The 26,867-nt window shown below is 62.5% G+C and carries 24 protein-coding genes; 12 read left to right on the forward strand and 12 right to left on the reverse strand.

The window, feature by feature from the left end; all coding sequences use genetic code 11:
* Positions 1–115 precede the first annotated feature (115 nt).
* A complete protein-coding gene (locus tag PZ897_RS04560) occupies positions 116–2,725 on the forward strand; it encodes a response regulator (protein ID WP_275750326.1) in 2,610 nt (869 codons plus the stop codon).
* A 487-nt stretch (positions 2,726–3,212) separates the two neighbouring features.
* A complete protein-coding gene (locus PZ897_RS04565) occupies positions 3,213–3,860 on the forward strand; it encodes an OmpA family protein (RefSeq protein ID WP_275750328.1) in 648 nt (215 codons plus the stop codon).
* A gap of 139 nt (positions 3,861–3,999) precedes the next feature.
* Here the strand turns inward: PZ897_RS04565 and PZ897_RS04570 are convergent, their stop codons facing one another.
* Genes PZ897_RS04570 through PZ897_RS04580 form a run of 3 tightly spaced genes read right to left on the reverse strand, consistent with a single transcriptional unit; the run spans position 4,000 to position 6,161 of the window.
* A complete protein-coding gene (locus PZ897_RS04570) occupies positions 4,000–4,230 on the reverse strand; it encodes a BrnA antitoxin family protein (protein WP_275750329.1) in 231 nt (76 codons plus the stop codon).
* Positions 4,231–4,273: 43 nt separating this feature from the next.
* Positions 4,274–5,197 carry a pseudouridine-5'-phosphate glycosidase gene (locus PZ897_RS04575; protein ID WP_275750330.1) on the reverse strand — a complete coding sequence of 308 codons (924 nt, stop codon included), beginning with the start codon at positions 5,195–5,197 and terminating at the stop codon, positions 4,274–4,276.
* Between the two features lie 25 nt (positions 5,198–5,222).
* The gene (locus tag PZ897_RS04580; RefSeq protein ID WP_275750332.1) at positions 5,223–6,161 is read right to left on the reverse strand and encodes a PfkB family carbohydrate kinase; all 939 of its coding nucleotides are present in this window, start codon (positions 6,159–6,161) and stop codon (positions 5,223–5,225) included.
* Positions 6,162–6,404: 243 nt separating this feature from the next.
* Here PZ897_RS04580 and recA point away from each other — a divergent pair, with 243 nt between their 5' ends.
* Both recA and alaS read left to right on the forward strand, forming a co-directional pair.
* The gene (recA, locus tag PZ897_RS04585) at positions 6,405–7,490 is read left to right on the forward strand and encodes a recombinase RecA (RefSeq protein ID WP_275750333.1); all 1,086 of its coding nucleotides are present in this window, start codon (positions 6,405–6,407) and stop codon (positions 7,488–7,490) included.
* A 257-nt stretch (positions 7,491–7,747) separates the two neighbouring features.
* Complete coding sequence (alaS, locus tag PZ897_RS04590; RefSeq protein ID WP_275750334.1) at positions 7,748–10,402, forward strand: alanine--tRNA ligase; 2,655 nt, start codon at positions 7,748–7,750, stop codon at positions 10,400–10,402.
* A gap of 182 nt (positions 10,403–10,584) precedes the next feature.
* Here alaS and PZ897_RS04595 read toward each other — a convergent pair whose 3' ends face one another.
* From PZ897_RS04595 to PZ897_RS04605, 3 genes are read right to left on the reverse strand one after another with little or no spacing between them, the layout of a single operon-like run.
* Positions 10,585–11,211: a DedA family protein gene (locus tag PZ897_RS04595; protein ID WP_275750336.1), complete on the reverse strand. Its 627-nt coding sequence runs from the start codon at positions 11,209–11,211 to the stop codon at positions 10,585–10,587.
* Entirely contained in the window at positions 11,208–11,624 is a 417-nt protein-coding gene (locus PZ897_RS04600; protein WP_275750338.1) for a hypothetical protein, read from the reverse strand. Before PZ897_RS04600 ends, PZ897_RS04595 begins: the two co-directional genes overlap by 4 nt.
* Positions 11,625–11,627: 3 nt before the next feature.
* On the reverse strand, positions 11,628–12,839 hold the full coding sequence (locus PZ897_RS04605; protein ID WP_275750340.1) for an NADP-dependent isocitrate dehydrogenase: 1,212 nt from the start codon (positions 12,837–12,839) through the stop codon (positions 11,628–11,630).
* Between the two features lie 39 nt (positions 12,840–12,878).
* On the opposite strand from PZ897_RS04605, the gene PZ897_RS04610 reads away from it, so the two are divergent.
* The 4 genes from PZ897_RS04610 to PZ897_RS04625 all read left to right on the forward strand — a co-directional run bounded on the left by PZ897_RS04610 (position 12,879) and on the right by PZ897_RS04625 (position 16,863).
* Complete coding sequence (locus PZ897_RS04610; protein ID WP_275750342.1) at positions 12,879–13,070, forward strand: hypothetical protein; 192 nt, start codon at positions 12,879–12,881, stop codon at positions 13,068–13,070.
* A gap of 274 nt (positions 13,071–13,344) precedes the next feature.
* Positions 13,345–14,169, forward strand: a complete 825-nt coding sequence (locus PZ897_RS04615) for an RNA methyltransferase (protein WP_275750344.1) — start codon at positions 13,345–13,347, stop codon at positions 14,167–14,169.
* Positions 14,166–14,963 (forward strand): glutamate racemase, encoded by a 798-nt coding sequence (gene murI, locus PZ897_RS04620; protein WP_275750345.1) that lies wholly within the window; start codon positions 14,166–14,168, stop codon positions 14,961–14,963. The genes PZ897_RS04615 and murI overlap by 4 nt, the downstream gene beginning before the upstream one ends.
* Before the next feature lie 376 nt (positions 14,964–15,339).
* The gene (locus PZ897_RS04625) at positions 15,340–16,863 is read left to right on the forward strand and encodes an ATP-binding protein (RefSeq protein WP_275750346.1); all 1,524 of its coding nucleotides are present in this window, start codon (positions 15,340–15,342) and stop codon (positions 16,861–16,863) included.
* A gap of 69 nt (positions 16,864–16,932) precedes the next feature.
* Here the strand turns inward: PZ897_RS04625 and PZ897_RS04630 are convergent, their stop codons facing one another.
* Positions 16,933–18,006 carry an extracellular solute-binding protein gene (locus tag PZ897_RS04630; protein WP_275750348.1) on the reverse strand — a complete coding sequence of 358 codons (1,074 nt, stop codon included), beginning with the start codon at positions 18,004–18,006 and terminating at the stop codon, positions 16,933–16,935.
* Positions 18,007–18,509: 503 nt separating this feature from the next.
* Positions 18,510–19,742 (reverse strand): peptidase T, encoded by a 1,233-nt coding sequence (pepT, locus tag PZ897_RS04635; RefSeq protein ID WP_275750476.1) that lies wholly within the window; start codon positions 19,740–19,742, stop codon positions 18,510–18,512.
* Between the two features lie 354 nt (positions 19,743–20,096).
* On the opposite strand from pepT, the gene rpsD reads away from it, so the two are divergent.
* From rpsD to PZ897_RS04655, 4 genes are all read left to right on the forward strand, one after another.
* Positions 20,097–20,714, forward strand: coding sequence for a 30S ribosomal protein S4 (rpsD, locus tag PZ897_RS04640; RefSeq protein WP_275750350.1), 618 nt, complete (start codon positions 20,097–20,099; stop codon positions 20,712–20,714).
* Between the two features lie 205 nt (positions 20,715–20,919).
* Positions 20,920–21,849 carry a glutaminase gene (locus PZ897_RS04645; protein ID WP_275750352.1) on the forward strand — a complete coding sequence of 310 codons (930 nt, stop codon included), beginning with the start codon at positions 20,920–20,922 and terminating at the stop codon, positions 21,847–21,849.
* A 53-nt stretch (positions 21,850–21,902) separates the two neighbouring features.
* Positions 21,903–22,787: a tRNA 2-thiocytidine(32) synthetase TtcA gene (gene ttcA, locus PZ897_RS04650; RefSeq protein WP_275750477.1), complete on the forward strand. Its 885-nt coding sequence runs from the start codon at positions 21,903–21,905 to the stop codon at positions 22,785–22,787.
* Positions 22,784–23,620, forward strand: coding sequence for an inositol monophosphatase family protein (locus PZ897_RS04655; protein ID WP_275750354.1), 837 nt, complete (start codon positions 22,784–22,786; stop codon positions 23,618–23,620). Before ttcA ends, PZ897_RS04655 begins: the two co-directional genes overlap by 4 nt.
* 31 nt (positions 23,621–23,651) lie before the next feature.
* Here the strand turns inward: PZ897_RS04655 and PZ897_RS04660 are convergent, their stop codons facing one another.
* The 4 genes from PZ897_RS04660 to grxD all read right to left on the reverse strand — a co-directional run bounded on the left by PZ897_RS04660 (position 23,652) and on the right by grxD (position 26,765).
* Entirely contained in the window at positions 23,652–24,893 is a 1,242-nt protein-coding gene (locus tag PZ897_RS04660) for a multidrug effflux MFS transporter (protein ID WP_275750355.1), read from the reverse strand.
* A gap of 233 nt (positions 24,894–25,126) precedes the next feature.
* Positions 25,127–25,837, reverse strand: a complete 711-nt coding sequence (locus PZ897_RS04665) for a TIGR02453 family protein (protein ID WP_275750357.1) — start codon at positions 25,835–25,837, stop codon at positions 25,127–25,129.
* Positions 25,834–26,316 carry a YtoQ family protein gene (locus PZ897_RS04670; protein ID WP_275750358.1) on the reverse strand — a complete coding sequence of 161 codons (483 nt, stop codon included), beginning with the start codon at positions 26,314–26,316 and terminating at the stop codon, positions 25,834–25,836. The genes PZ897_RS04665 and PZ897_RS04670 overlap by 4 nt, the downstream gene beginning before the upstream one ends.
* A 116-nt stretch (positions 26,317–26,432) precedes the next feature.
* Positions 26,433–26,765, reverse strand: coding sequence for a Grx4 family monothiol glutaredoxin (gene grxD / locus PZ897_RS04675; RefSeq protein ID WP_275750360.1), 333 nt, complete (start codon positions 26,763–26,765; stop codon positions 26,433–26,435).
* Positions 26,766–26,867 lie beyond the last annotated feature (102 nt).

Below are 26,867 nucleotides of genomic sequence, written 5' to 3' on the forward strand. Positions count from 1 at the left end.
GAATTTCTGCGGCAAAGCTGGGTGGCACCGGCGGCGGATCGGCCTTTGGGCTTTCCATCTGCGGCGGAATGTGATTCAAACCGAACGGATCCGCGGGGGATGGAAAGAGCGATTCATGACTGAAACGACACCAGCGGCCGGCAATCCGGCAGCGCTTGTAGACCGAAGCGCGAAACCTCGCTCGGTGTCGAGGCTGATATTCCTCGCGCTCGTGATGATCGGCGCGTCCGTTGTCTTCTTTTTGTTCAAGGACAGGCTCAACAACGAGGTGATGCTGGGTATTCTCGGCGTGCTGGCGGTGGTCGGGATCTTTTTCATGGTCTCAACGGTCATCGGCTTTGTCGACATCATGCCGAAGACGACTGCCGATCCCCTGGCCCGCGCCTTTGCCGACACCCATCCCGAAGGCATTCTCGTCACCGACGAGAAGGATCGGGTGATTTACGCCAATCATGCCTATGGACGTCTGACCGGTTCGACCAGTGCTGCGGAAGTTCAGTCAATCGAAGCGATCCTGTCGCGGCATCGCGAATCGGCGGAAGCGGTGTACCGGCTGACCAACGCCATGCGGGATGGCCATGAGGGACAGGAAGAGTTCCGCATGACCCAGCCGCTGGGCGGTGCGCAGGCAAATGCCGGCCCGGTGCATTGGTACCGCTTGCGCGGACGCCCGATCTCGACAGGTCTGGACGACACCAAGCTGATGGCATGGCAATTGTCCGACATCAGCCATGAGCGCACCGAGCAGGAAATGGTGTTCAAGGAGCTGCAGAACGCCATCAACTACCTCGATCATGCACCGGTCGGATTTTTCTCGGCCGGGCGAGCCGGCGAGATCGTCTATCTCAATGCCACGCTGGCGGACTGGCTGGGGCTGGACCTGACTTCGTTCCAGCCGGGCAAAGTGATGCTGCGCGATCTGGTGGCTGGTGCCGGCATGGCGCTGGTGGAATCGGTGCAAGCCGAACCTGGCCTCAACCGCACGGCCCATCTTGATCTCGACCTGCTCAAATCCAATGGTCAGAGCTTGCCCGTGCGGCTGGTGCACCGGGTTAGCGCCACCCGCGACGGCTCGCCGGGCGAAAGCCGGACCATCGTGATCAGCCGGGAAGAGGGCGGATCGGAGGTCCATGACGCGGCGAGCGCGGAAATGCGCTTCACCCGGTTCTTCAACAATACGCCGATGGCCATTGCTTCGGTCGACGGACGTGGCCAGATCCTGCGCACCAACGGCCCGTTCTTGCAGATGTTCAATGGTCTGGTGACCCGCGACGACATGGAGCGCGGGGCGCTGTTCGAGACGGTGCTGCGCCAGGACGACCGCAAGGCGTTCCAGGAGGCGATCAGCCAGGCGGCCGACAAGCAAGGCGACATCAGCCCGATCGACAGCCGCCGCGCCGACGACGAAGAGCGGCATTTCCGCTTTTACGTCAACGCCGTGATCGAACATTCGGAAGAGGCGCCCGAGGAAACCGCGATCGTCTATGCAGTCGAGACCACAGAGCAGAAGGCGCTCGAGGCGCAGATGGCGCAGACCCAGAAGATGAACGCGGTGGGCACGCTTGCCGGCGGCATCGCGCATGACTTCAACAATGTGCTGACCGCGATCCTGTTGTCCGCCGATCATCTGCTGATGTCGCTCAGGCCTGCCGATTCGAGCTTTGCCGACCTCATCGAGATCAAGCGCAACGCCAATCGGGCCGCTGTGCTGGTGCGGCAGTTGCTGGCATTCTCGCGCAAGCAGACGATGCGTCCGACCGTGCTGTCGATGACTGATGTGATCGGTGATCTCAGGATGCTGATCGACCGCCTGATCGGCACCAATGTCAAGCTGGTGCTTGAATTCGGTCGCGACCTGTGGCCGGTCAAGACCGACCTGGGCCAGTTCGAGCAGGTGCTGATCAACCTGGCTGTCAACGCCAGGGATGCGATGCCGGATGGCGGCACGATCACTGTGCGGACCCGCAATGTTGCGGCCGATGAAATTGCGCAGCTCAATCATCGCGGCATGCAGGTGGGGGATTACGTGCTGATCGAACTCGCCGACGGCGGCACCGGGATTGCTTCGGAGGTGATGGAGCAGATTTTCGAACCGTTCTTCACCACCAAGGATGTCGGCAAGGGAACCGGGCTGGGGCTGTCGATGGTCTATGGCATCATCAAGCAGTCGGGCGGCTACATCTATCCCGAATCGGAAGTCGGTCAAGGCACTACCTTCCGTATCTATCTGCCGCGCCATGTCGAGGACGAGGCGGAAAAGGCCGTCGCCGCCGCCGAGGCTGCCGCGACACTTGCCGCCGGACCGGACGCAGCAAAGGCGGCCAAACTGGCAGCAGAAGGGCCGGAGGATCTCACCGGTTCCGCCGTGGTGCTGCTGGTCGAGGACGAGGAAGCGGTGCGGCGCGGCGGCAAGCGGATGCTGGAAGCGCGCGGCTACCAGGTGCATGAAGCCGGCACCGGGGTTGAGGCACTCGAGGTGTTGCAGGAGCTTGGCGGAAAGGTGGACATCGTCGTTTCCGATGTGGTGATGCCGGAAATGGATGGTCCGACGCTGCTCGTCGAGTTGCGCAAGGATTATCCGGACATGAAGTTCATCTTCGTCTCCGGCTATGCCGAGGACGCATTCGCCAAGAACCTGCCCGCCGACGCCAAGTTCGGGTTTCTGGCCAAGCCGTTCTCGCTCAAGCAACTGGCGACGTCGGTGCGCGAGATGCTGGACGAATAGCTCGGCCGCAAGGCAGCCGGCGGCCGCTTCGGGTGAACGCGTGAACCACGCGAGAGGCGGCGGATACCCTGACGGACGGGCAGGGGCGCCCGTGCGAACCGGCGGTCAACCACACCGGCCTCTTCCCCCCGTGACAGGTTGCCTGGCGGCGCACCCCACACCTCCCGTCGTCATCCCTGGGCCCCGACCCCGGGATCCATTCCGCGATCTGTCCACACAGCCCAATTCGCCGATAGAGCACGGGATGGATGCTCGGCTCGGAAGGCCGAGGTTGACGAAAGCGGGAGGCACCGACGTCGCTTCGCTTGTCTTGCCCGATGGCCGAAGTTGACGAAAGGAGAGCGCAGCAGAACCACGACAGGAAGGCGCAGCGGCGCAGGGCCAGCACCGTTCGGCACGGGGTTAATTTCGCGGTGACGGAATATTCATCATCCTGCCGCATTTTCGGCTAAACTTCGCAGTTCCAGATTTGCCAAGAGGGGCCATCATGAAATCCAAACTCCTGATCGCGGCGCTTGCCGCCGTCTTCGTAGCCGGCTGCACCACCGATCCCTATACCGGTCAGTCCAAGGTCTCCAACCTGGCCGGCGGCGCAGCCCTTGGCGCGCTGGGCGGCGCGGCTCTGGGCACACTCGCCGGTGGGGACGACCGCAAGAACGCGCTGATCGGTGCAGGGGTCGGGGCACTCGCCGGTGGCGCAATTGGCGGCTACATGGACCAGCAGGAGGCCCAATTGCGGGCGCAATTGCAGGGAACCGGGGTGTCGGTGACGCGCATGGGCGACAAGATCGTGCTCAACATGCCCTCCAACATCACCTTCGATACAGACCAGTCGGCGGTCAAGCCGCAGTTCTACCCGACGCTCAATTCGGTGGCGCTGGTGCTGCAGAAATTCAACCGCTCGCTGGTCGATGTCGCCGGCCACACAGATTCGACCGGTTCGGACAGCTACAATCTGACCCTGTCACAACAGCGGGCCCAGTCGGTTTCGAGCTATCTGATTTCGCAGGGCAACGACCCGCGCCGCTTCTACACCCAGGGCTTTGGCGAAAGCAGTCCGATTGCCGACAACAGCACCGATGCGGGCCGCGCCGCCAACCGCCGCGTCGAAATCCAGATCTCGCCGCTGAGCTGATCACACCCGTTTCAGAGATCGTTTGAGGCGACTCTGAGCCCGGCAGCTTCGGCTGTCGGGCTTTTTCGTGCTTGGAATCCGCTTTCGCCGGGGCGTTTGCGAGACTGCGGCAAAGCTGCCGTTGTGACCACTCTGAGGGCTATCGAAGTCCCGCAGCCGCGCGCAGCGCCGCGTTGATGCGGTCCTGCCAGCCGGGGCCGTCTTCCTGGAAATGCTCGAGCACGGCCCGGTCGAGGCGCAAGGACACCAGCTCCTTGCCCTCGGGCACGGTTGCGGGTTTGGGAGCTGCGTCCACGGGCTTGCTGGTCGCAGACTTGAAGGCGGCTTCGGCGCGATCGAGCGCGCTGCCGGTGCGTCGGGTCGGTTTCATCGACTGTATCCTTTGACAGGTGAGAGCAGGGGACGGCCGGGGCTCATTTTGCCGCCGAGGCCAGTGCTGTGGCGATGCGGGCGGCGAGCCGGGCGTTGTTGAGCACCAGCGCAATGTTGGTCTTCAGGCTGGCGCCATTGGTGAGGGTGAGGATCTCGCCGAGCAGGAACGGCGTGACCTGCTTGCCCTCGATACCCCTGGCTTTGGCCGAATCCAGTGCGGTGGCAATGTGCTTTCGCATCTGATCGGCCGGGATTTCGTCGCGCGCGGGAACCGGATTGGCGATCAGCATGCCGCCATGGCCGCCGCACGCGCGGCGGGCGATCTCGAACCGGGCGATTGCGGCGGCGTCATCGAGCCGCAAGGGGGCCGGCAAGCCCGAGTCGCGCGACCAGAAGGCCGGCATCTGATCCTGGCCATAGGCCACCACCGGAACGCCGCGGCTTTCGAGTGCTTCGAGCGTCTTGGGAATGTCGAGAATGGCCTTGGCGCCGGCGGAGACGACGATGACCGCAGTGCGGGCCAGCTCGTCAAGGTCGGCGGAGATATCAAAGCTCAGCTCCGCGCCCTGGTGCACGCCGCCGATGCCGCCGGTGGCAAAGACACTGATGCCGGCCAGCTTTGCTGCCATCATGGTGGCGGCAACCGTGGTGGCGCCGGTGCGGCCTTCGGCCAGCGCAAAGGCGAAATCGGCGCGCGACAGCTTCATCACGTTCTTCGCCTGCGCCAGCCCGGTGATTGCAGCTTCATCGAGGCCGACATGCAGCTGCCCCTCCAGCACGGCGATGGTGGCGGGAACCGCGCCCTCGGCCCTGATCGTGGCCTCAACCTCGAGCGCCATGTCGCGGTTGCCGGGCCAGGGCATGCCGTGGGTGATGATGGTGGATTCAAGCGCCACCACAGGCCGGCCCGCGGCCAATGCGTCGGCGACTTCCCGGGTGGTTTCGATCTTGATGGATCCGGTCATTTGGAGCTCCTGAATTGGCTCGGACTTAGGTGTGCACCGGCTTTGGCATGCCAGCCACGGCTTGCGCAAGCAATGCGGGGGACAAATCCGGCCGCACCGGGCCGCGCACGGCGGTCGTCAGCTGTGCGAGAGCGATGCCGCGGGTCAGATTGGCCTCGATCGATCCGCCGGCGAGCCAGCCGTCAAGGTAGCCCGAGGCCAGCGCATCGCCGGCGCCGGTGACATCCGCAAGGTCTTCCAGCCGGGGCGGAAGGCAGACAGCGGATTGACCACCTGCATAGGCGGACACGGGGCCAGCGCCGGCGCTGATGAGGCCGCCCGCCAGCCCGGCGGCGGCCAGATGCCAGGGCCAGCCGCCGGGCTGATCGGAGCCTTCGCCGGTGAGGGCGGCGGCTTCGGCAACATTCATGGCGAGACAGGTGATGCGGGAGAGAACAGAGCGCCAGCGCACCACCTTGGCCGGGGACACGGCGATGACCGCCAGCGCAAGGCCGAGGTCGGCCGCCGTTTCGGCAAGCAAGATGAGAGCGCTTTCCGGCAGGTTGGAATCGACCAGCAGCAGATCCGACCCGGCAAGACGGCGGCGCAGCCTCGATGTCAGCAGCCGCCGTCCGGGAACCTGGTCATAAAGCGCCATGTCGGCCAGTGCGGTGACCAGATTGCCGTCGGGTTCGAGGATCGCCGAATAGCTCGGCGTTGCCCGGTCGAGAAAGGTGAGCGGGCAATCCTCGACCCCGGCATCGGCAGCCGCCGCTGCCACCACGGCGGCCGCTTGATCACCGCCGCGTGGCGCCACCAGGCTGACCTCGTGACCGAGACGGGCCAGATTGCGCGCCGCATTGAAGACGCCGCCTCCGGCCTCGGTTTCCCAGTGGCCGGGGTTGGAAGCACCGGCCCGGTGCGGGCGGGCAAGCCAGCCCTTGCGATCGATATGGGCGCCGCCGATGGCCAGAATTCGCGCCATGCTACAGCGCCCCGGTGACGCGGGCTGCGCGAATCGCCGGCCGCGGCAGCTGTCGCCGGACTGCGTCTTCCTGCACGACAGGGCACGAGGGCCGGTTTGGGAAACAAAAAGCGAACATGAAGATATTTGTCTCGTTATTTCAGTGGCATCGCCGGGGCTTGCGCGAATGGAACAAATGGAGTACAAACGATGCAGATGAGCATTCATTGCCTGCAGCGGCATGATAACCTAAAGGTGGACCGAATGGCACAGAACTCTTTGCGACTGGTAGAGGAAAAATCCGTGGATAAAAGCAAGGCGCTCGACGCCGCACTTTCCCAGATCGAACGTTCGTTCGGCAAGGGTTCGATCATGAAGCTTGGCGCCAATGAGGGCGTGGTCGAGATCGAGACGGTTCCCACCGGTTCGCTGGGCCTTGATATCGCGCTTGGCATCGGCGGTTTGCCGCGTGGCCGGGTGATCGAGATTTTCGGTCCGGAAAGCTCGGGCAAGACCACGCTGGCGCTGCAGACCATCGCCGAAGCGCAGAAAAAGGGCGGCATTTGCGGCTTCATTGATGCCGAGCATGCGCTTGACCCGGTCTATGCCCGCAAACTCGGCGTCGATCTGGAAAGTCTGCTGATTTCACAGCCCGACAATGGCGAGCAGGCGCTCGAGATCACCGACACGCTGGTTCGCTCCGGCGCGCTCGATGTTCTGGTCATCGATTCGGTTGCGGCCCTGACGCCGCGCGCCGAAATCGAGGGCGAGATGGGCGACAGCCTGCCGGGTCTGCAGGCGCGGCTGATGAGCCAGGCGCTGAGAAAGCTCACGGCCTCGATCTCGCGGTCCAACTGCATGGTGATCTTCATCAACCAGATCCGCATGAAGATCGGCGTCATGTTCGGCTCGCCCGAAACCACGACCGGCGGCAATGCGCTGAAATTCTATGCCTCCGTCCGGCTCGACATTCGCCGCATCGGCGCGGTCAAGGACCGCGACGAGGTGGTGGGCAACCAGACCCGCGTGAAGGTGGTCAAGAACAAGATGGCGCCGCCGTTCAAGCAGGTCGAATTCGACATCATGTATGGCGAAGGCGTGTCGAAGGTGGGCGAACTGATCGATCTGGGTGTGAAGGCCGGAACGGTCGAAAAATCCGGAGCCTGGTTTTCCTACAACAGCCAGCGGCTGGGGCAGGGGCGCGAGAACTCCAAGCAATTCCTGCGCGACAACCCGGCCGTGGCCGACGAGATCGAGCTGTTGTTGCGCCAGAATGCCGGGCTGATCGCCGAGAAGTTTCTCGATGAAGACCGCAGTGGCGGCGATGATGGCGAGGCTGCAGAGGGCTGAGCCGCGTCGCCTCCGGCCCGGGGCGTTTCGCCCCCCTATGGGGCGGTTGGCCCACCAGATGATGTGTGCCTGACTTGATCCGGCCGTCAGTCCCGAACGGGACTGGCGGCCGTTTTCCTTTGGTGGCGGCCGCTGGCGTCTGGACAGGCAACCGGGTGAACGATAAAAGCGGCGGTCCGTCAGTCGCGCGGCGGATTTGGAAATCGTGGCCTCGAAATTCTTCCGGGCTCTGCCTGCTATCTGACAAAGGGTCGATCATGAGTGGCGTGAATGAAATCCGGTCGGCGTTTCTCGACTATTTCAACAAGAACGGACATGAAATCGTGGCCTCCAGCCCGCTGGTGCCGCGCAATGATCCGACGCTGATGTTTACCAATGCGGGCATGGTGCAGTTCAAGAACGTCTTTACCGGACTTGAGCAGCGGCCCTATTCGACGGCGGTAACCTCGCAGAAATGCGTGCGCGCCGGCGGCAAGCACAACGATCTCGACAATGTCGGCTATACGGCGCGGCACCATACCTTTTTCGAGATGCTGGGCAATTTCTCGTTTGGCGACTATTTCAAGGACCGGGCGATCGAGCTTGCCTGGAACCTCTTGACCCGGGAATTCGGTATCGACAAGGATCGGTTGCTGGTCACCGTCTATCACACCGATGACGAGGCCTTCGACCTGTGGCGCAAGATCGCCGGCATCCCGGAAGACCGCATCATCCGGATCCCGACCAATGACAATTTCTGGGCCATGGGCGATACAGGCCCGTGTGGACCGTGCTCGGAGATCTTCTATGACCACGGCGATCATATCTGGGGTGGACCGCCCGGCTCGGCCGACGAGGACGGAGACCGGTTCATCGAAATCTGGAACCTGGTGTTCATGCAGTTCGAGCAGATCACGACCGATGAGCGGGTTGATCTGCCGCGGCCGTCGATCGACACCGGCATGGGACTGGAGCGAATCGCCGCGCTGCTGCAGGGCCAGCATGACAATTACGACATCGATCTTTTCCGCCGGCTGATCACCGCATCGGAAGACGCCACCGGCGTTCCCGCCGAAGGCAAGACCCGCGCCAGCCATCGGGTGATCGCCGATCATCTGCGCTCGTCGGCCTTCCTGATTGCCGATGGCGTGCTGCCGTCGAATGAAGGCCGGGGCTATGTTCTGAGACGGATCATGCGCCGGGCCATGCGTCATGCCCAATTGCTGGGCGCGCGGGATCCGTTGATGTTCCGTTTGCTGCCGACGCTGGTGGCCGAAATGGGCCGGGCGTATCCGGAGTTGCAACGCGCTGAAGCGCTGATTTCGGAAACGCTGAAGCTTGAGGAAACCCGCTTCCGCAAGACCCTGGAGCGCGGCCTGAGCCTGCTTGACGAGGCCAGTGTTGATCTCGGCGAGGGCGACCGGCTTGATGGCGAGACCGCGTTCAAGCTTTACGACACCTATGGTTTTCCGCTCGATCTGACGCAGGATGCGCTGCGCCAGCGCGGGGTCGAGGTTGACACCGCCGGTTTCTCCGAAGCGATGGAGCGGCAGAAGGCCGAGGCGCGCAAGCACTGGTCAGGGTCCGGCGACACGGCGACGGAAAAAGTCTGGTACGAAATCAAGGACAAGGCCGGAGCCACCGACTTTCTCGGGTATGACACGGAAATCGCCGAAGGCGTGATTGTGGCGCTGGTGCGCGATGGCGCCCAGATCGAGACCGCCGCGGCCGGAGAGCTGGTCGATGTGGTGGTCAATCAGACACCGTTTTATGGCGAATCGGGCGGCCAGATGGGTGATCAGGGGATCATTGCCGGCGAGGGCTACACGCTTGAGGTCACGGATACCCAGAAGCGAGGCGAAGGTGTGTTCGTGCATCGAGCCAAGGTGGTCGAGGGCAAGGTCGCCCGCGGCGCCGTGGCGCAGCTGACTGTCGATCATGAACGGCGCTCGAAGATTCGCGCCAACCACTCGGCAACCCACCTGCTGCATGAGGCATTGCGCGAGGTGCTGGGCAGTCATGTGGCCCAGAAAGGGTCGCTGGTGGCGCCCGAACGGCTGCGGTTCGACGTCTCTCACCCCAAGCCGATGACCGCCGACGAGCTGGGCGAAGTCGAGGCCATGGCCAACGAGATGATATTGCAGAATGGCGCGGTCACGACACGGCTGATGGCCGTGGACGACGCCATTGCCGAAGGCGCCATGGCGCTGTTTGGCGAAAAATATGGTGACGAGGTGCGGGTCGTGTCGATGGGCACGGCGACGCAGGGCGACAAGGCCAACCGACCCTATTCGGTCGAGCTTTGCGGTGGCACCCATGTGGCGGCGACCGGCGATATCGGCCTGGTGCGGGTGTTGTCGGACAGCGCGGTCAGCGCCGGGGTGCGGCGCATCGAGGCGCTGACCGGCGAAGCGGCACGGCGCCACCTTGCCGATCAGGACGAGAAGCTGAAGCAGGTGGCGTCGATACTGAAAGTGCAGCCGGGCGAGGTGACCTCACGGATCGAAGCCCTGATGGATGAACGCAGGAAGCTTGAACGTGAGCTGGCGGACGTGCGCAAGAAACTGGCGCTTGGCGGCAGCAGCGCCGGCGGCGATGAGAGCCGGGATATTGGCGGCATCAAATATCTCGGCAAGGTGGTTGCCGGCGTGGCGCCGAAAGAGCTCAAGGGCCTGGTGGACGCCGCCAAGGCCTCGCTCGGCTCCGGCGTGGCAGTATTCGTTGCCGTGAGCGACGACGGCAAAGCCAGTGTTGTGGTCGGTGTCACCGAAGATCTGACGCAGCGGCTGTCGGCGGTCGATCTGGTGCGTGCGGCTTCTGAGGCCATCGGCGGCAAGGGCGGCGGCGGACGGGCCGACATGGCCCAGGCCGGCGGTCCGGACGGCGCCAAGGCCGATGCGGCGATAGACGCGGTGGCCGCTGCCATCGGCTGATCGCCCGGCCGCGACTGGCCGGCCATTGTTGACAAAGAGCACCTTGCGCCCGGATTGATCTCCGGGCGTCTTGCTTGTGCCGCTACGGTGGCGCGTGCCGTGCGCTGCCGTGGACCGGCGCAGGATTGACGAAGCGACTGCCCGGGGTCCGTTGTTGCGGACTGAACCAACGCAGCGGTGGGTTACAGGTGTGGGTTCCGGTTTTGGCGGGTGCGGGCCTGCGCTGTCTGCACCGCCAGTTTCAGCCGCCAGCCCAGCAAGGCAGCCAGAGCCAGCATGGCGAGCGCCATGGTCAGATTGCCGAGAATTCCGGCGAGGGTTTCGATGTTGGAGCCAAAGCTAAACCCCAGAGCGATGTAGATCGACACCCACAGGGCTTCGCCGGCCACCCCCCACAGGGTGAACCTGGTCCAGGAAAGGCCGGTGATGCCGCTGGCGATGTTGATTGCCGGGCCCAGAGGGGTAACCAGCCAGCGGCTGAAGAACACGCCGCTGCCGCCCCATCTTGCCAGCCGGGGTTCAGCCGCGCGGGCCTTTCTGGCAAGGCCGCCGATCAATCCAGGGCGGCTCTCGGCGGACTGGCCGGCGAGACGCCCGGTGAAAAAGCCGGCCTGATCGCCCAACGACGCCCCTGCCAGCGCCCAGATGAAGGCGGTGGTCACGTCCGTGTCGTCACTGGCCGAAAGTGCGCCCAGCGTCAGCAGCGCCAGAGAGGTGGGTATCGGCACGCCAAATTGTCCGATTGCCAACAGCAAAGCCGCAGCCGGCAGACCATAGATGGTGAGGAACTCGAGCAATTGCCCCGTCATGGCTGCGGTGCTGCCGGAGGGATCGCGGCGGGCGGGGAGGATGCATCACCCGGAGGCCGGCCGAGGGCTGCGCGGTCTGTCTCGACCGCGTGGATGATTGCCGCGGTCAGCGCGTCCAATGGCCTGCCTTGCTCGCGGGCGATCTTGATCAGCGGCCGCCGATCCGGCGTCTTTTCGGGCAGGTTGATGGCGTCATGGACGATTCTGGGGTCGACCCGGTAAGACCGGGCGACATAGCGAACCGTCATCCAGCCTTCAATCGGTTCGTCGGCGTGATTTTGCCAATAGATAAAAAAAACGCCGGCGCGGATGATGAAAAACAGCGCCAGCGTCAATGTGATCAGAAACGACACAGTGAGCCACCGGTTGTGCCGCCACAGCTTTTCAAGCGTGACGCCAATCCCGGTGGCCATTGTTCAGGCCATGGCCTTTTGCAGGTTTTCGTCGACCTTGTCGAGGAAGCCGGTGGTGGACAGCCAAGGCTGGTCAGGACCGATCAGCAGCGCCAGGTCCTTGGTCATGAACCCGGATTCAACAGTCTGGATGCAGACCTGCTCGAGCGTATCGGCGAACTTTGCCAGGTCCGCATTGTCGTCGAGCTTGGCGCGGTGGGCGAGACCACGTGTCCAGGCAAAGATCGAGGCGATCGAGTTGGTCGAGGTTTCCTCGCCCTTCTGATGCTGACGGTAATGACGTGTGACTGTGCCGTGAGCGGCTTCGGCTTCGACCGTCTTGCCATCCGGCGTCATCAACACCGAGGTCATCAGGCCGAGCGAGCCAAATCCCTGGGCAACGATGTCGGACTGGACGTCGCCATCATAGTTCTTGCAGGCCCAGACGTACCCGCCGGACCATTTCAGCGCCGCGGCGACCATGTCGTCGATCAGGCGGTGTTCGTACCAGATCTTGGCTTCGGCGTATTTGTCCTTGAACTCGGCCTCGAAGACTTCCTCGAACAGATCCTTGAAGCGACCATCATAGGTCTTGAGGATGGTGTTCTTGGTTGACAGGTAGCAAGGCACCTTGCGCAGCAGCGCATAATTGAGAGACGCGCGGGCAAAATCGCGGATCGAATCATCGAGATTGTACATCGCCATGGCAACGCCGGACGAAGGGGCATCGAAGACGTCGTGCTCAATGGTTTCGCCATCCTCGCCGACGAACTTGATCGAGAGCTTGCCCTTGCCGGGGAACTTGAAATCGGTGGCGCGGTACTGGTCACCATAGGCGTGACGGCCGACGATGATCGGCTTGGTCCAGCCGGGAACCAGACGGGGTACGTTCTTCATGATGATCGGCTCACGGAAGATCACGCCGCCGAGAATGTTGCGGATGGTGCCGTTGGGCGAACGCCACATCTTTTTCAGGCCGAATTCCTCGACCCGGCCTTCATCCGGCGTGATGGTGGCGCATTTGATGCCGACGCCGTGCTTCCTGATGGCGTGGGCGGCGTCGACGGTCACCTGGTCGTCAGTCGCGTCGCGATTTTCCACCGAGAGGTCGTAGTAATCGATCTTCAGATCAAGATAGGGCAGGATCAGCTTTTCCTTGATGAATTGCCAGATGATGCGTGTCATCTCATCGCCGTCGAGATCCGCGACGGGGTTTGCAACCTTGATTTTTGCCATTCTGATTGACCTTTTGAGAGTGTTGTCGGTGGGCGGCGAATGGCCACCCGTGTAGTTGGCGCATCTCTTAACAAAAGCCAGACGCGCGCACAACATGCGGACAGCCCGGCAGTGCCGGATCGCGGCGAAGCTGTGGGGTTTGTGGATGGCCAGGGGCAAAGCTTGATTGTGGATGGCAGCGGCAGTAGTGCTGTCGGTCAGAAAAAACGGGATCCGTCCTGGCCGTTTTGACCTGTCCGGCAGCACCGGAAGATTTGCATCCTGGCTGATTGACGGCGCAAGATGCAAATGCCGTGGTGGCCGCAGGATGCGGGCGATTGCCCCTGCACAGGTTTTTCGGTTGCGGTCGCCGCATGTGGCCGGCCCGGTGGCGGATGCAAGGGATCGGTATGGGCAACACAAGGCATATTTGCTCCCGCGCCATCTTCAAGGGTGACGGGGACGGCGAGGTCCGTTACCCACTGCGGTCTGACGAATGGGCGGGCATGCGCCGGGGAGTGACATAGTGGCCGGAACCAACAGAAAGCGCCAGATCATCACAGGCGGACCGGCGATCATTCTGGTGGAACCTCAACTGGGCGAGAACATCGGCATGGTGGCGCGCGCCATGGCCAATTTCGGACTGTCCAACTTGCGCATCGTCAATCCCCGCGACGGCTGGCCCAACGACAAGGCCGTCAGCGCCGCAGCGCACGCCGATCATGTGATCGCCGGCGTGCTGGTGTTTGACACATTGCAGGCAGCGCTTGCCGATCTCAATCTCGTCTATGCCACCACGGCGCGGCCGCGTGACGGGCACAAGCCGGTGCGCGGGCCGGTGGAGGCGGGCGAGATCTTGCGCCGGCGGGAAGACGGTGGCGAACGCACCGGGATCCTGTTCGGGCGCGAGCGCATCGGCTTGCGCAACTGGGAGGTGGGTCTCGCCGACGAGATCGTCACATTCCCGGTCAATCCGGCCTATGCCTCGCTCAACATTGCCCAGGCGGTGCTGCTGATGTCGTATGAATGGATGAAATCGGGTCTGTCCAATCCGCACGAGACAGCCTTTGACAAGCCGGAGGTGGAACCGGCGCCGAAATCCGACCTGCATGGGCTGTTCGCCCAGATCGAGGAGGGGCTGGATGCGCGGGGCTATTTCCGCTCCGAGACCAAGCGGATGAAGGCGGTCGACAATTTGCGTGCGGTGCTGACCCGGCCGGGATTCTCCACGGACGAAATCAATGTGCTGCGCGGTCTTTTTGCCTCATTTGACCGGTTTGGTCGTCCGGGCCAGCGGATGCCGGCCGGGACCGGCGAGGCTTTGGATGATAACCGGGGGACTGAGGAATGAGCGCTGAGCCGGTTCTGGTGTTTGACAGCGGCATCGGCGGCTTGAGCGTGCTGCGCGAGGCGCGGGTGATCATGCCCTGGCGCCGCTTCGTCTATGTTGCCGATGATGCGGGCTTTCCCTATGGCCGGTGGGAAGAGGAGGCGCTGCGTGACCGAATTGTCGCGCTGTTTGCCGGCCTGATCGAGCGGCACAATCCGGCGCTGGCGCTGATTGCCTGCAACACTGCCTCGACCATCGTCCTGCCGGCGCTGCGCCAGGCCTATCCGGACCTGCCCTTTGTCGGCACGGTGCCGGCGATCAAGCCCGCTGCCGAACGCACGCGCTCGGGTCTGATCTCGGTGCTGGCGACGCCGGGCACGGTGAAGCGGCAATACACCCGCGACCTGATCCGCGATTATGCCGACAAGGTGCATGTGCGGCTGGTGGGATCGGAACATCTGGCCGGCCTGGCCGAGACCTATATGCGGAACGGTTTTGTCGACGAGGCCGCGGTGCAGGCGGAAATCGAACCGTGCTTTGTCAGCCAGGATGGGCGCAAGACCGACATCGTGGTGCTGGCGTGTACGCATTTTCCGTTTCTGGTCAACCGCATGCGCAAGATGGCGCCGTGGCCGGTCGACTGGATCGACCCGGCAGAAGCGATCGCACGGCGGGCGCTGGCCATTGTGGACGGTTTGCCCGTCGGCGGCGCCTTGCCCGATGCCAAGGATACGGTGGTGTTTACCTCGGGCGGTCCGGATCTCAGCGCGCAGCGGCTGATGCACGGGTTCGGGTTGAGCCAGGACAGCGGGTAGGGGGCTGCCAGGCCCGGATCTCACCCGCCGCTTGTTGCCCCCCTGCGCATTCGACCGGCGCTGCCGGGTGACCGCGTGTCCAGATGCGACCAGCCAAACCGGCCGCTGGCCGGACGGGGTGCCCGTCACAGCAGCCCGCCACAGGAGCGCGTCATAGGCCACAGTCACAGGGGCCGGTTACAGGGCGCAGTCACAGGGGGCGGCCGTCCAGACTCCGCCCCTGAGCGGCCCGCGTCAGCTTGCCGGGGGATCTGAAATCCTGTGTATTTCGCCGATCGCGCGCCGCGTGGTGGAAATAGTCTGCTAGGGAGACGGGTAGCTGACTGTTGCAGAGAATCAGTCAGGTGTGGTGTCGGTAAACGGAGTTGAGCCTAAAGTGCAGGTCGGAATTGACATGGGGAATTTGGCTGGCGGACAGCCGGCCAAGCTCGACATCGAGGAATTGCTGGCGACCCGTCTTCTGGTGCAGGGCAATTCCGGGTCCGGCAAGTCGCATCTGCTGCGGCGGCTTCTCGAGCAATCGGCGCAATGGGTGCAGCAGGTGATCATCGATCCCGAGGGTGACTTCGTCACACTTTCCGACAAATATGGACACCTGGTGGTTGAAGGTGAGCGCACGGAAGCCGAGCTGATGGGCATTGCCAGCCGCATCCGGCGGCACCGGGTCTCCTGCGTGCTGTCGCTGGAAGGGCTCGATGTCGAGCAGCAGATGCGCGCCGCCGCCGTGTTTCTCAATGCCATGTTCGAGGCCGAGCACGAGTTCTGGTATCCGGTGCTGGTGGTGGTCGACGAGGCGCAACTGTTTGCGCCCGCCGTTGGCGGCGATGTGTCCGAGGACGCGCGAAAAATGTCGCTCGGCGCCATGACCAATCTGATGTGCCGTGGCCGCAAGCGCGGTCTGGCGGGCGTGATCGCCACGCAAAGATTGGCAAAACTGGCCAAGAACGTCGCTGCGGAAGCCTCGAACTTTCTGATGGGCCGGACATTTCTTGATATCGACATGGCCCGCGCCGCCGATCTGTTGGGCATGGACCGGCGTCAGGCGGAAATGTTCCGCGATCTGCAGCGGGGCAATTTTGTCGGTCTCGGGCCGGCGCTGTCGCGGCGGCCGCTGCCGATTGCCATTGGTGCTGTCGAAACCCAGGCCCGCTCCTCGAGCCCGAAACTGATGCCGATGCCGGACATTGTGGCCGATGTCGAAGATCTGATCTTTACCCCGGATGCGGATGAGCTGACGCGGCCGCTTCAGCGGCGGGCGCGGCCAGCGCCACGGCCAACCACCGACATTCTGGCGGAGCTCTCGCGCGCCACGCCGCTCACCGACGCACCGCTGGCAAGGGCTGGCGGTGAGGCCGCGCGGCCGGCAATGACGGACGAAGAGCGTGAAGAGCGGATCGCCGCCGTGCTGGGCGAAATCCTGGCCGACCCGGAGTCGGGCTACCGGACCGACGCGACGCTGTATCAGGACTTTCTGGTGCGGCTGCGGATGCGGCGGGTGCCGGGGTCGCCGATGTCGCTCAGTGACTTCCGCCGCCGCGTCGCCATCGCCCGCTCGGGTGTCGACGCCGAAACCGCCGGGTCGGATGCCTGGCAAACAGCACTGAACCTGTCGACCATGGTATCGGAAGATCTTCAGGGCGTCTTTCTGATGCTCGCCTGTGCCGCAATCCGGGGCGAGCCGTGCCCGTCGGATGCGCGCATCGCCCGCGCCTACGGCACCCATTCGGCCCGCCGGGCGCGGCGTCTCCTGGGCTATTTCGAAGAGCAGGACCTGATCATCGTCCACGCCGACCTGGCGGGAAACCGCATTGTCGGGATACCGGACCTGCAGGCCGAGACCGCGCCGGGGGCGGCTGATGCGGCGGATGAAGAAGACGGCAGCGCGCAAGCGGCGGAGTGAATTGGAGGAGGCAGAGTGTCGTTGGCGATTTGCCGGGAGGCTGTGTCCCCCCGGCAAATCGCAGCAGCGCTAGTTGGCGGCCTTGATCCGCTCAAGCAGATGGCCTTCGATGTCCTCGACGCCGGGCAGGATCTGGGCCGCAAACTTGATATTGGCCAGATCTTCCTCGGTGAAGGAGTTTTCCACAATGGTCTTCATGTCGCCGGGCAGCAGCTCGATGCCATTTTTGGTGGCGACAATCGAACCGGTGCTTGCCGAGATCAGGGGAATGATTTCCGGACGAAGCAGAAAGTTGATCCACTTGTAGGCTGCATCGTCGGCCTCACCCTTTCTTGGCAGCGTGAAGGTGTCAATCCATCCCAGCGTGCCTGATTTCGGGGGAACATAGACAAGGTCGGGCTTTTGCTGATTGAGCTTGAAGGCAGTCGAATCCCAGGTGTCGGACGCCACGACTTCGCCGGACAGCATCAGATTGGAGAGATCGTCCCCGCCGGTCCAGTAGGTCTTGATGACGGACTTGCACGCGATCAGCTTTTCGCCAACTTCGTCGAGGATTGTCTGGTAGGCGTCCAGGTCGGCGTAGGCCTCATAGGGGTTGTGACCGAGCGCAAAGGCGGTGCCGACGAGGATCGACCGCTTCAGGCGCATGGAGGTCTTGCCCTCGTATTTCGCATCACACAGATCCAGCCAATCGTTGATCTCGGGGGCCTGGCTCTTGTCGACGATAAGACCGGACGTGCCCCACATGTGCGGGACCGAATAGACCACGCCATCCACCGCGGCGACCCGCTTGACCTGCTCGAGAAAATCCGGACGCAGAGCCTCGGTATTGATCCTGGAAAGATCGATCGGCTTGTAGATGTCGTATTCGTCCTGCGCGGCCGCAACACGGTTGAAACCAGGCTGTGCCAGATCAAAGCCGGAACCACCGGTGGCGCGCAGCTTGGCGATCATTTCTTCATTGTTGGAGAATGTGGGTTCGACAGTGATGTCCGGGTATTCCGCTTCGAACAGCTTGATCACCTCATCAGGTGCATAACTTCCCCAGGTGAGGAGGCGCAAGGTCTCGGCCTTCGAAGCGCCGCCCGAAACGGACAGGAATACCGCTGCGGTGGCCAACAGTTTGGTTCCCAGAAATTTCATGTTGCTATCCTTGTGGTGCGTGCTCGGTTTCATTTGAGACCCTGGGTGCCGCTCACGGAGCCGGCGCTTACGGTCGCAGTCGCGCGAGACTTCCAAGCTTCTTGAGTCCGCAGAGTGAATAAACAGGCTGCATTGGTCTGCTTCAAAGGTCCATTCACAATAATCAAAGGGTCCAATTTCATGGGGTCGGGGAGACGTTTGCACCCTGCCATCGCACCATTGAAGCGGTGGTCTGGGAATGGCCGGCCTAGGTCTGGCCTGTCCGCAGCAGCCCGGCAGCAGCGGCGGTGATGATCCGGCAACCGTCGATGGATCTGGATGGTTCCAGCCCGCCGGATGCGACTCCATTGAACAGAAGAGCGGTGCTCACAATCTGACAAAGCAAGCGGGCCGCCGATGTCAACGAAAGATGTGGAGACAGGTGCCGCCGTCGTGTTCAGGAACGATGGGCCATCGCGTTGAAGCCCCGCTGCCTGAGGGGCAAGACTTTCCGGTCGCGCGATCTACGCCCGCTCCTCCCAGACTTTCACCAGTTCGACGATCGTCTCCACCGACTTCTCCATGTCCTGGACGCTGATCCATTCCAGCGGCGAGTGGTAGGAGTGACCGCCGGTGTAGATGTTGGGGCAGGGCAGGCCCATGAACGACAGGCGCGAGCCGTCGGTGCCGCCGCGAATCGCGTTGGTCACCGGTTCCAGACCGACGCGGCGGACCGCTTCGGTGAGGTTGGCCATGATTTCGGGATGCTGATCGAGCACCTGTTTCATGTTGCGGTATTGCTCGGTCGCGGTGAAGCGCATGCTCGAACCGGGATAAGCGGTCATCGCCTGGTCGGCGATTGATCTGAGCAGGGCCTGCTTTCCGGCGAGCCCTTCGGTGTCGAAATCGCGGATGATGAATTTCAGATTGGCCCGGTCCATCGATCCGGTGACATCGGTGGGATGGATGAAGCCCTGTCGGCCGTCAGTGGTTTCGGGGGACAGATCCTTCGGCAGGCGGGCGATGATGTCGCCGGCGATCTTGATGGCGTTTTCCATCACGCCCTTGGAGGTGCCCGGGTGCTGGGCGACGCCAAGGATGTCGATCTCGACGCCGTCGGCGGAAAACGTCTCGTCATCGATTTCGCCAATGCGGCCGCCATCCATGGTGTAGGCGAAAGCAGCGCCGAGCTTTTGAATGTCGACCTTGTCGGCGCCACGGCCGATTTCCTCGTCGGTGGTGAAGAGGATCCTGATTGCCCCGTGGCGGATGCCGGGGTTGGCAATCAGGAACGCGACCGCGGTGATGATTTCGGCAATGCCGGCCTTGTCATCGGCGCCAAGCAGCGTGGTGCCGTCGGTGGTGACAATGTCATGGCCGATCTGCTGCTTGAGATCGGGATGCTCGCTGACCCGGATGATCCGGCTGGTGTCACCGGCAAGCTGGATGTCGCCGCCCTGGTAGTTGGTCACCAGGTTGGGCTTGACGCCCGCACCGGTGAAATCGGGGGCGGTGTCCATATGCGAGCAGAAGCAGATGACAGGCACGGTCTTGTCTGTGTTGGCAGGCAGCGTCGCATAGATGTTGCCGTGCTCGTCCATGTGGGCGTCGGTGAGGCCGAGCGCCAGCAACTCGGCAACCAGCACATGACCGAGATGCTTTTGCTTCTCTGTCGAGGGCTGGGACTGCGAGGCCGGGTCCGACTGGGTGTCGATCACGACGTAACGGAGCAGGCGGTCTAGAACAGTGTCGGTCATGGCAATGGATTCCGGTTTGCTGATGGGTCTGCTATAGCCGTCCTGGCGTCCGACGGGAACATCACCGGCTGCGGCAGCCACGATTTCGGCTGTGCCGGGTTTCGCCCGGCGCCGGCGCTGCGGGCCGCATCCGACGATGTCTGCCGTCCACATTGACAGCCGCCTCGCTATCCTCTAGAGACCGGCAGCGCGAGGGGTCATGCCCTCGTGTTTTCTTACGTGTCCCGTGGACGGTTTTATCACAATGCGTGCGTGAACCGTTCTGTCAGGTCTCAAGAACAGGGGCCAGAGGAGGGCGCGTTTCCTTCAACCGGTCTGATGACAGACCGGTGCAACCGTTCGAAAGGAAATGCGATGAGCAAGCGCGAATCGTCAAAATACAAGCTGGATCGCCGTATGGGCGAAAACATCTGGGGTCGTCCGAAGTCCCCGGTCAACCGTCGCGAATATGGCCCCGGCCAGCACGGCCAGCGCCGCAAGAGCAAGCTTTCCGACTTCGGCGTGCAGCTGCGCGCCAAGCAGAAGCTCAAGGGCTACTATGGCGACGTCTCGGAAAAGCAGTTCCGCAAGATTTACGACGAAGCAAACCGGATGCGGGGCGATACGCCTGAAAACATGATCGGCCTGCTTGAGCAGCGTCTGGACGCCATCGTCTACCGCGCCAAGTTCGTGCCGACCGTTTTCGCTGCACGCCAGTTCGTCAACCACGGCCACGTCACCGTCAATGGCCAGCGCGTCAACATCGGCTCCTACCGTTGCAAGCCGGGCGATGTCGTTGCGGTCAGGGAAAAGTCCAAGCAGCTCGCCATCGTGCTCGAATCGACCCAGCTGGCCGAGCGGGACGTGCCGGATTACATTGATGCCGATCATCACAAGATGTCAGCGACCTTTGTCCGCGTGCCGACACTGGCCGACGTTCCTTACGCCGTGGTGATGGAACCCAACCTGGTCGTCGAATTCTATTCGCGCTGATCCATCAGCCTTCATTGGATTGTGCCAGATCAAGGCCGCTCTTCGGGGCGGCCTTTTTGCATGGGAAAGCGGAATGTTCGACCTGAATCCACCGCGCTGGCTATCCCGCTGGACGCGCAAGGGACGCTGTATCTGTTGGGATCACGGCATGTACGTTATCGTCTTGATGAGTCCATTTGAACGCGACATGCGCTAGGAGCAGGCGATGGCTGAGTTGCAGGAGGTTCTTGACGAGATCGCCTTTGACGCGTCGGTGGCGGAAGATCGCGGCCTGGTGGCGCAGTATATTCCCCAATTGGCCAAGGTGGAGCCCAGTCAGTTCGGCATTTCGGTGGCGCTCACGGACGGGAGGGTGTTTTCGGCTGGTGACGCCGCAACCGGGTTCTCGATCCAGAGCGTGTCAAAAGTCTTCACGCTGGCACTGGCGCTGGGCAAGCTGGGCGATGCTGTCTGGAGCAGCGTCGGCCGCGAGCCGTCGGGCAATCCGTTCAATTCGATCGTGCAGCTTGAGCAGGAAAAAGGCCGCCCGCGCAACCCTTTCATCAATGCCGGCGCCATCGCCGTGGTCGACCTGATCATGGCCGGACACCAGCCGAAGGAAGCGATTGGCGAAATCGTCCAGTTCATCCGTCATCTGACCGATGATGATTCGATTCTGATTGACCAGCATGTGGCGCGGTCTGAAACCGACCATGGCGACCGCAATGCCTCGCTGGCGCATTTCATGCGCTCCTTCGGCGCCATCGATCATCCGGTTGACCATGTGCTGGGGGTCTATTTCCACCAATGCGCCATCGTCATGACCTGCCAGCAACTGGCCCGGGCCGGACTGTTCCTGGCAAATCAGGGACGCGATCCTGTCACCGGAGCGCAGGTGGTGTCGGAACAACGGGCGCGCCGGATCAATGCCATCATGCTGATGTGCGGTCATTACGACGGATCGGGTGAATTCGCCTTCCGCGTCGGCCTGCCCGGCAAGAGCGGTGTCGGCGGCGGAATTCTGGCGATCGCGCCGGGAAAGGCCTCGATTGCGGTCTGGTCGCCGGGGCTTGACCCGGTCGGCAATTCGAAGCTCGGAAGTGCGGCGCTCGAACAATTGGCCCGGCAGATGGAATGGTCGGTGTTCGGGGCTTGACTGATCCGGACAAAGTCATCATCCCGGTGGCCATGAGTGATGTGAGAGATCAGATGGACAGTGTTGCGGCCTCGGCCGAGCCAATCGCCATGGCCGGGCCGTCGCTGTATGCCGAGGCGCCTTCGAGCGTTTCGTTCAACAAGCTGCGCAAACGGCTGATCCGCAATGTGCGGCAGGCGATCGAAGATTTTGCCATGGTGCGGCCTGCAGAGACGGAATCGGGCATGCGGCCGCGCTGGCTGGTGGCGCTGTCGGGCGGCAAGGATTCCTACGGATTGCTGGCGCTGTTGATGGACCTGCAATGGCGCGGCATGCTGCCGGTTGATCTGATTGCCTGCAATCTCGACCAGGGCCAGCCGAACTTCCCCAAACATGTTCTGCCGGATTATCTCACCGCGCACGGAATTCGGCACCGGATCGAGTACCGGGACACCTATTCGGTGGTGACCGCGAAGGTACCGGAAGGCGCCACCTATTGCGCGCTGTGTTCGCGGCTCAGGCGCGGCAATCTCTACCGGATTGCGCGGGAAGAGGGCTGCGAAGCGCTGGTGCTGGGGCACCATCGTGATGACATTCTCGAAACCTTCTTTCTCAATTTCTTTCATGGCGGGCGGCTCGAAGCGATGCCGCCGAAACTGCTCAACGACGACGGCGACCTGATGGTGCTCAGGCCATTGGCCTATTGCGCCGAGGAAGATCTCGCGCGGTTTTCCGAAGCGCTGAGGTTCCCCATCATACCGTGCGATCTGTGCGGCTCCCAGGACGGACTGCAGCGCAACGCCATGAAGACGATGATCACGGACATCGAGCAACGCATGCCTGGTCGCAAGGATTCGATGATCCGGGCTCTGTCGAACACCCGGCCGTCACACCTGCTTGACAGATCCCTGTTTGATTTTGCGGCTCTTACCGCACACCCAAGGAAGGCGGACTCATGACCACTTTAAGTTCAACGGATATGGATTGGCTTGCGGCGCTGCTGCTGGATGTGGGCGCGGCAGAAATCATGCCACGGTTTCGCAATCTCGGTGCGGGCGCGATTCAGCAGAAGACGTCGGCAGCCGATCTTGTGACCGAAGCCGATGTGAAGGCGGAGCGCGTGATCACCGCGGCCCTGCTTGAACGGTTTCCGGGTTCGGTGGTGATTGGTGAGGAAGCGGTGGAGGACAATCCGGCGCTGCTTGAGGGCTGGAGCCGGACCGACAGGCTGGCCTTCGTGGTCGATCCGATTGACGGCACCTTCAATTTTGCCTCGGGCGTCGCCGCATTCGGCGTGATGCTTGCGGTGGTCAAGGGGGGCGAAACCCTGGCCGGGATCATTCACGATCCGGTGGGCAAGGATTGGATCATGGCGCAAAAGGGCGGCGGCGCGGTGCTGCGGCGGCCTGACGGGCGGGACAGCGCCTTGAAGGTAGCTGATCCTGCCGGTTCGATTGGCGAGATGATCGGGTCGGCTTCGTGGCAATACATGCCAGAGCCCGATCGCAGCGCGATTGCCCGCAATCAGGCGCTGTGCCTGGGCGGCGTGGCGTATCGCTGCGCGGCGCAGGAGTACCGCTTGCTGGTTGGCGGCCATATTCATTTTGCGCTCTACAACAAGCTGATGCCGTGGGACCATCTCGCCGGCGCGTTGATCACCGAGGAAGCGGGCGGCTATGTCCGTCGTTTCGATGGCAGCGCCTACCGGCCGGAGCATCTCGACGGCGGCATACTGGCAACCAGCGATGTGGAAAGCTGGCAGATGGTGCGCGAAGCGCTGTGGCGAGGCTGACTGGCGACTCGGTCAAGCCAAGGCTTGGCGTCTATTCGCCGACGCCAAACAGCCGGCCCTTTTCGGCGATCAGAACCATCAGCAGCGAAATGGCCGACACCACGGCGTATCCGGCGACGAGCGGGAAAATGGTGCCGTCATAGGCCTGGCCAATCAGCGCGCCGACGATGCCGCCTCCGACCGTTTGGGCAAAGCCGAGCGTGGAGGACGCGGTGCCGGCAATGGCGCCCAGCGGTTCCATGGCAATGGAGTTGAAGTTGGATCCGACAAACCCGAACAGCGGCATCATAAGCAGGGAAATTCCGAAAAACACCGAAAACGATATGGGCCCGATTGCGCTCAACCCGGCCAGGAGCAGCGCAAATCCGAGATAGGCGATCAATGCCCCATGGGAGAGCCGGCGCTGGCCGAAGCGCCCGACAAGACGGGAATTGAGAAACGACGATCCGGCCATGACAACAGCAACGGCGGCAAAGGCAACCGGAAAATAGGCGCCCAGGCCGTACAGATCGACGTAGATGGGCTGCGCCACATTGAGAAAGCCGAACAGGGAGCCGAAATAAAAACTTGTTGCCAGGGTGTAAAACAGCGCGATGCGGTTGGACACGATGATCGCAAAGGCCTCGCGCACGCTCTTGAGGGTCAGGGGCCGGCGGTTCTCGTGCTTCAGTGTTTCGGGCAGGCGGTAGGCGGCCCATGCGCCGACGGCCAGCGAGACCAGTGCCATGAACACGAAGATCAGATGCCAGTTGCCGGCCAGGATGATGACCTGGCCAATCATCGGCGCGAACACCGGAACGACCATGAACACCATCATTACCAACGACATGGTGGCAGCCATGCCCCGGCCGGAATGGGTGTCGCGGACGACCGACAGCGCAATGACACGCGTCGCGGCTGCGCCAACACCCTGCAGCAAACGCGCCGCCAGAAGGAATTCGAAACTTGGCGCGAAAGCGCCGGCGAGGGCACAGACCACATAAAGCGCGATGCCGAAAAACAAAGGCATGCGGCGGCCGTACCGGTCGGAAACCGGGCCGAAGACCAACTGTGCTGCGCCGAACCCGATGATATAGGACAGCAGCACGAACTGGACCTGATTGGGATCGGCGACGCCAAGGCCTGCGGCCATCTGCGGAAAGGCCGGCAGCATGATGTCGATGGCCAGCGCATTGAGCGCCATCAGGGAGGCGACAATGGCGATGAAATGCGGGCGGCCAATGCCTCCGATGCTCGCAGGCTGACTTGCGCCAGCGGCCGGTGTTCCGTGCATTGAGTATTCCATTCTATCGGGAACAGTGGGAGAGTATCTGTTCATTGCAAAGCTGAACCCCAGCCACTCCCTTGCGAAGAGGCCGGAACCCGTCTTGGTGTGGGAACCAGAAGGCGAGCCGGGCCAGCCATCGCCAAGACGCTACATAGACCCGGCCCGGCCATCCGGCAAGCTACTGATATCAGCTAAAATCGGGTAGGTGGTCTGCAGTGCTGGATAGTGGCCTGCCCATCCTATGGCTGCTTTTCGTTGCGCGCGGCGCGAACCGGGTCAAGGACCCGCCATCCGAAGCTGAGGAAAGGCTGCGCTGCCTCGGCCAGTTCGGTGAGATCGTCAAGCAATATCGAGCCCTCAAGCCGCTCCTCGGCAAATGGGCGTGAGAGCGTCAGATGTCTGAGACGAATCAGAGCGAGCGTTTCGGGGTCGGTGATCTGTTCGAAGCCGCGGGGCGTGCGCTTGAGGCTGTTTTCCTGATCGAAAACATAGCCCAGATCGATCAGAGGCTCGAGTGCTGTATCGAACATGGTCCTGCGTGTCACGATGGCGTCGCGGAAAGCTCTGAGCTCGTCCGGCTCCATGGCGTAGAACCCGACCGAGAGGAAGCAATCGCCAGGCGAAACGTGAAAATACAGCAGCCCCTGGTCCTTCTTGGTGCCCGAGCGGGTGATGACCGCGCTGACATGGGTGTTGTAGGGGTGTTTTTGCTTGGCAAAGCGGATATCGCGGTTGATGCGGAAGGTCGAGGACTTGCGGTTGCAGGTGAGCGGGATGTTGCTCTCGGCCAGACGCGCGGCCAGATCGTCGATCAGCCGGCCGCGCGGTTCATTGAGATGCTCTTCGAAGAGTTCCTTGTTGTCGTGAAACCAGTCGCGGTTCTGGTGGAAACCGAGCGCCTTGAGAAAGGGCAGGGCCTTGTCGCCAAAACCTTGATAGCCAGTGCTCACCTGGCTGTGTCCTGTGCTGTGGTGTAGCCTGAAAGCGCGCCGTCAATGACATAGCGCAGGATCGACACCACCTGCTCGGACGTCCTGGCAACCGCCAGCGCCGCAGCATCGACCTCCTTGAGCGCGTGAGCGTGCTCGTCTGAATGCAGCACGATCAGCGGCTTGCCGAGCGCGGCGGCATAGCCGGCATCAAATGCTGCATTCCATTGCTTGTACTTCTCGCCGAAGCGGACCACGACGATGTCAGCCTTGCCAATCAGCGTGCGGGTGCGGATGGCGTTGATCTGGGCGCCCTTGTGATCGTGCCAGAACTTGTCCGGCTCGGCACCGAGTATGGCAACGCCGGCATCGTCGGAGGCTTCATGATGGGTGACGGGGGCGCTGAAGGCCACCGGCAGACCGGCGGCGCGGGCGCCGGTTTCAATCTGCTGGCGCCAGTCGGAATGGATTTCGCCCGAGAGATAGATGGTCCAGGTCATGGTCTTGTCTCCAGTCGCAATGGGTTGGGTGCGGAAGTCTGAGCCGCGTGGTGATGTCCACGGATACGAAAAGAGGCGGATAAACCGCCTCCTGCCGTCGCTTCAATCGAACAGCTTCAGGCCGCTTTGACCGGGATACCGGCATCGGTCATGTGCTGCTGCAATTCGTTGGACTGGAACATCTCGCGGACGATGTCGCAACCGCCGATGAATTCGCCCTTGACGTAAATCTGCGGGATGGTCGGCCAGTTGGAATACTGCTTGATGCCGTCACGCAGGGCGTCGTCCGCGAGCACGTTGATGCCCTTGTAGGCGACACCGAGGTAATCCAGGATCTGAACCACCTGGCCCGAAAAACCGCATTGCGGGAACTGCGGGGTGCCTTTCATGAACACCACGACATCGTTGGTCTTCACTTCATTTTCGATAAAATCATGGATGCCGGACATTGTTGGATCCTTTCAGAACGTGTGGCCACGAAATTCGTTGTCCTTCAGATAACGTGCCATGGATGACAAGACAAGAAGCTCGGCTCTATAAGTGATCAGATG

This window comes from Hoeflea sp. YIM 152468 (assembly GCF_029210485.1).
Taxonomy (GTDB): domain Bacteria; phylum Pseudomonadota; class Alphaproteobacteria; order Rhizobiales; family Rhizobiaceae; genus Hoeflea.

Excerpts from the sequence above, each read along its gene's own strand:
- PZ897_RS04560 (WP_275750326.1), top strand. The coding sequence starts at position 116 with ATGACTGAAACGACACCAGCGGCCGGCAATCCGGCAGCGCTTGTAGAC.
- PZ897_RS04565 (WP_275750328.1), top strand. The coding sequence starts at position 3,213 with ATGAAATCCAAACTCCTGATCGCGGCGCTTGCCGCCGTCTTCGTAGCC.
- PZ897_RS04570 (WP_275750329.1), bottom strand. The coding sequence starts at position 4,230 with ATGAAACCGACCCGACGCACCGGCAGCGCGCTCGATCGCGCCGAAGCC.
- PZ897_RS04575 (WP_275750330.1), bottom strand. The coding sequence starts at position 5,197 with ATGACCGGATCCATCAAGATCGAAACCACCCGGGAAGTCGCCGACGCA.
- PZ897_RS04580 (WP_275750332.1), bottom strand. The coding sequence starts at position 6,161 with ATGGCGCGAATTCTGGCCATCGGCGGCGCCCATATCGATCGCAAGGGC.
- recA (WP_275750333.1), top strand. The coding sequence starts at position 6,405 with ATGGCACAGAACTCTTTGCGACTGGTAGAGGAAAAATCCGTGGATAAA.
- alaS (WP_275750334.1), top strand. The coding sequence starts at position 7,748 with ATGAGTGGCGTGAATGAAATCCGGTCGGCGTTTCTCGACTATTTCAAC.
- PZ897_RS04595 (WP_275750336.1), bottom strand. The coding sequence starts at position 11,211 with ATGACGGGGCAATTGCTCGAGTTCCTCACCATCTATGGTCTGCCGGCT.
- PZ897_RS04600 (WP_275750338.1), bottom strand. The coding sequence starts at position 11,624 with ATGGCCACCGGGATTGGCGTCACGCTTGAAAAGCTGTGGCGGCACAAC.
- PZ897_RS04605 (WP_275750340.1), bottom strand. The coding sequence starts at position 12,839 with ATGGCAAAAATCAAGGTTGCAAACCCCGTCGCGGATCTCGACGGCGAT.
- PZ897_RS04610 (WP_275750342.1), top strand. The coding sequence starts at position 12,879 with ATGGCCACCCGTGTAGTTGGCGCATCTCTTAACAAAAGCCAGACGCGC.
- murI (WP_275750345.1), top strand. The coding sequence starts at position 14,166 with ATGAGCGCTGAGCCGGTTCTGGTGTTTGACAGCGGCATCGGCGGCTTG.
- PZ897_RS04630 (WP_275750348.1), bottom strand. The coding sequence starts at position 18,006 with ATGAAATTTCTGGGAACCAAACTGTTGGCCACCGCAGCGGTATTCCTG.
- pepT (WP_275750476.1), bottom strand. The coding sequence starts at position 19,742 with ATGACCGACACTGTTCTAGACCGCCTGCTCCGTTACGTCGTGATCGAC.
- rpsD (WP_275750350.1), top strand. The coding sequence starts at position 20,097 with ATGAGCAAGCGCGAATCGTCAAAATACAAGCTGGATCGCCGTATGGGC.
- PZ897_RS04645 (WP_275750352.1), top strand. The coding sequence starts at position 20,920 with ATGGCTGAGTTGCAGGAGGTTCTTGACGAGATCGCCTTTGACGCGTCG.
- ttcA (WP_275750477.1), top strand. The coding sequence starts at position 21,903 with ATGGACAGTGTTGCGGCCTCGGCCGAGCCAATCGCCATGGCCGGGCCG.
- PZ897_RS04655 (WP_275750354.1), top strand. The coding sequence starts at position 22,784 with ATGACCACTTTAAGTTCAACGGATATGGATTGGCTTGCGGCGCTGCTG.
- PZ897_RS04660 (WP_275750355.1), bottom strand. The coding sequence starts at position 24,893 with ATGCACGGAACACCGGCCGCTGGCGCAAGTCAGCCTGCGAGCATCGGA.
- PZ897_RS04670 (WP_275750358.1), bottom strand. The coding sequence starts at position 26,316 with ATGACCTGGACCATCTATCTCTCGGGCGAAATCCATTCCGACTGGCGC.
- grxD (WP_275750360.1), bottom strand. The coding sequence starts at position 26,765 with ATGTCCGGCATCCATGATTTTATCGAAAATGAAGTGAAGACCAACGAT.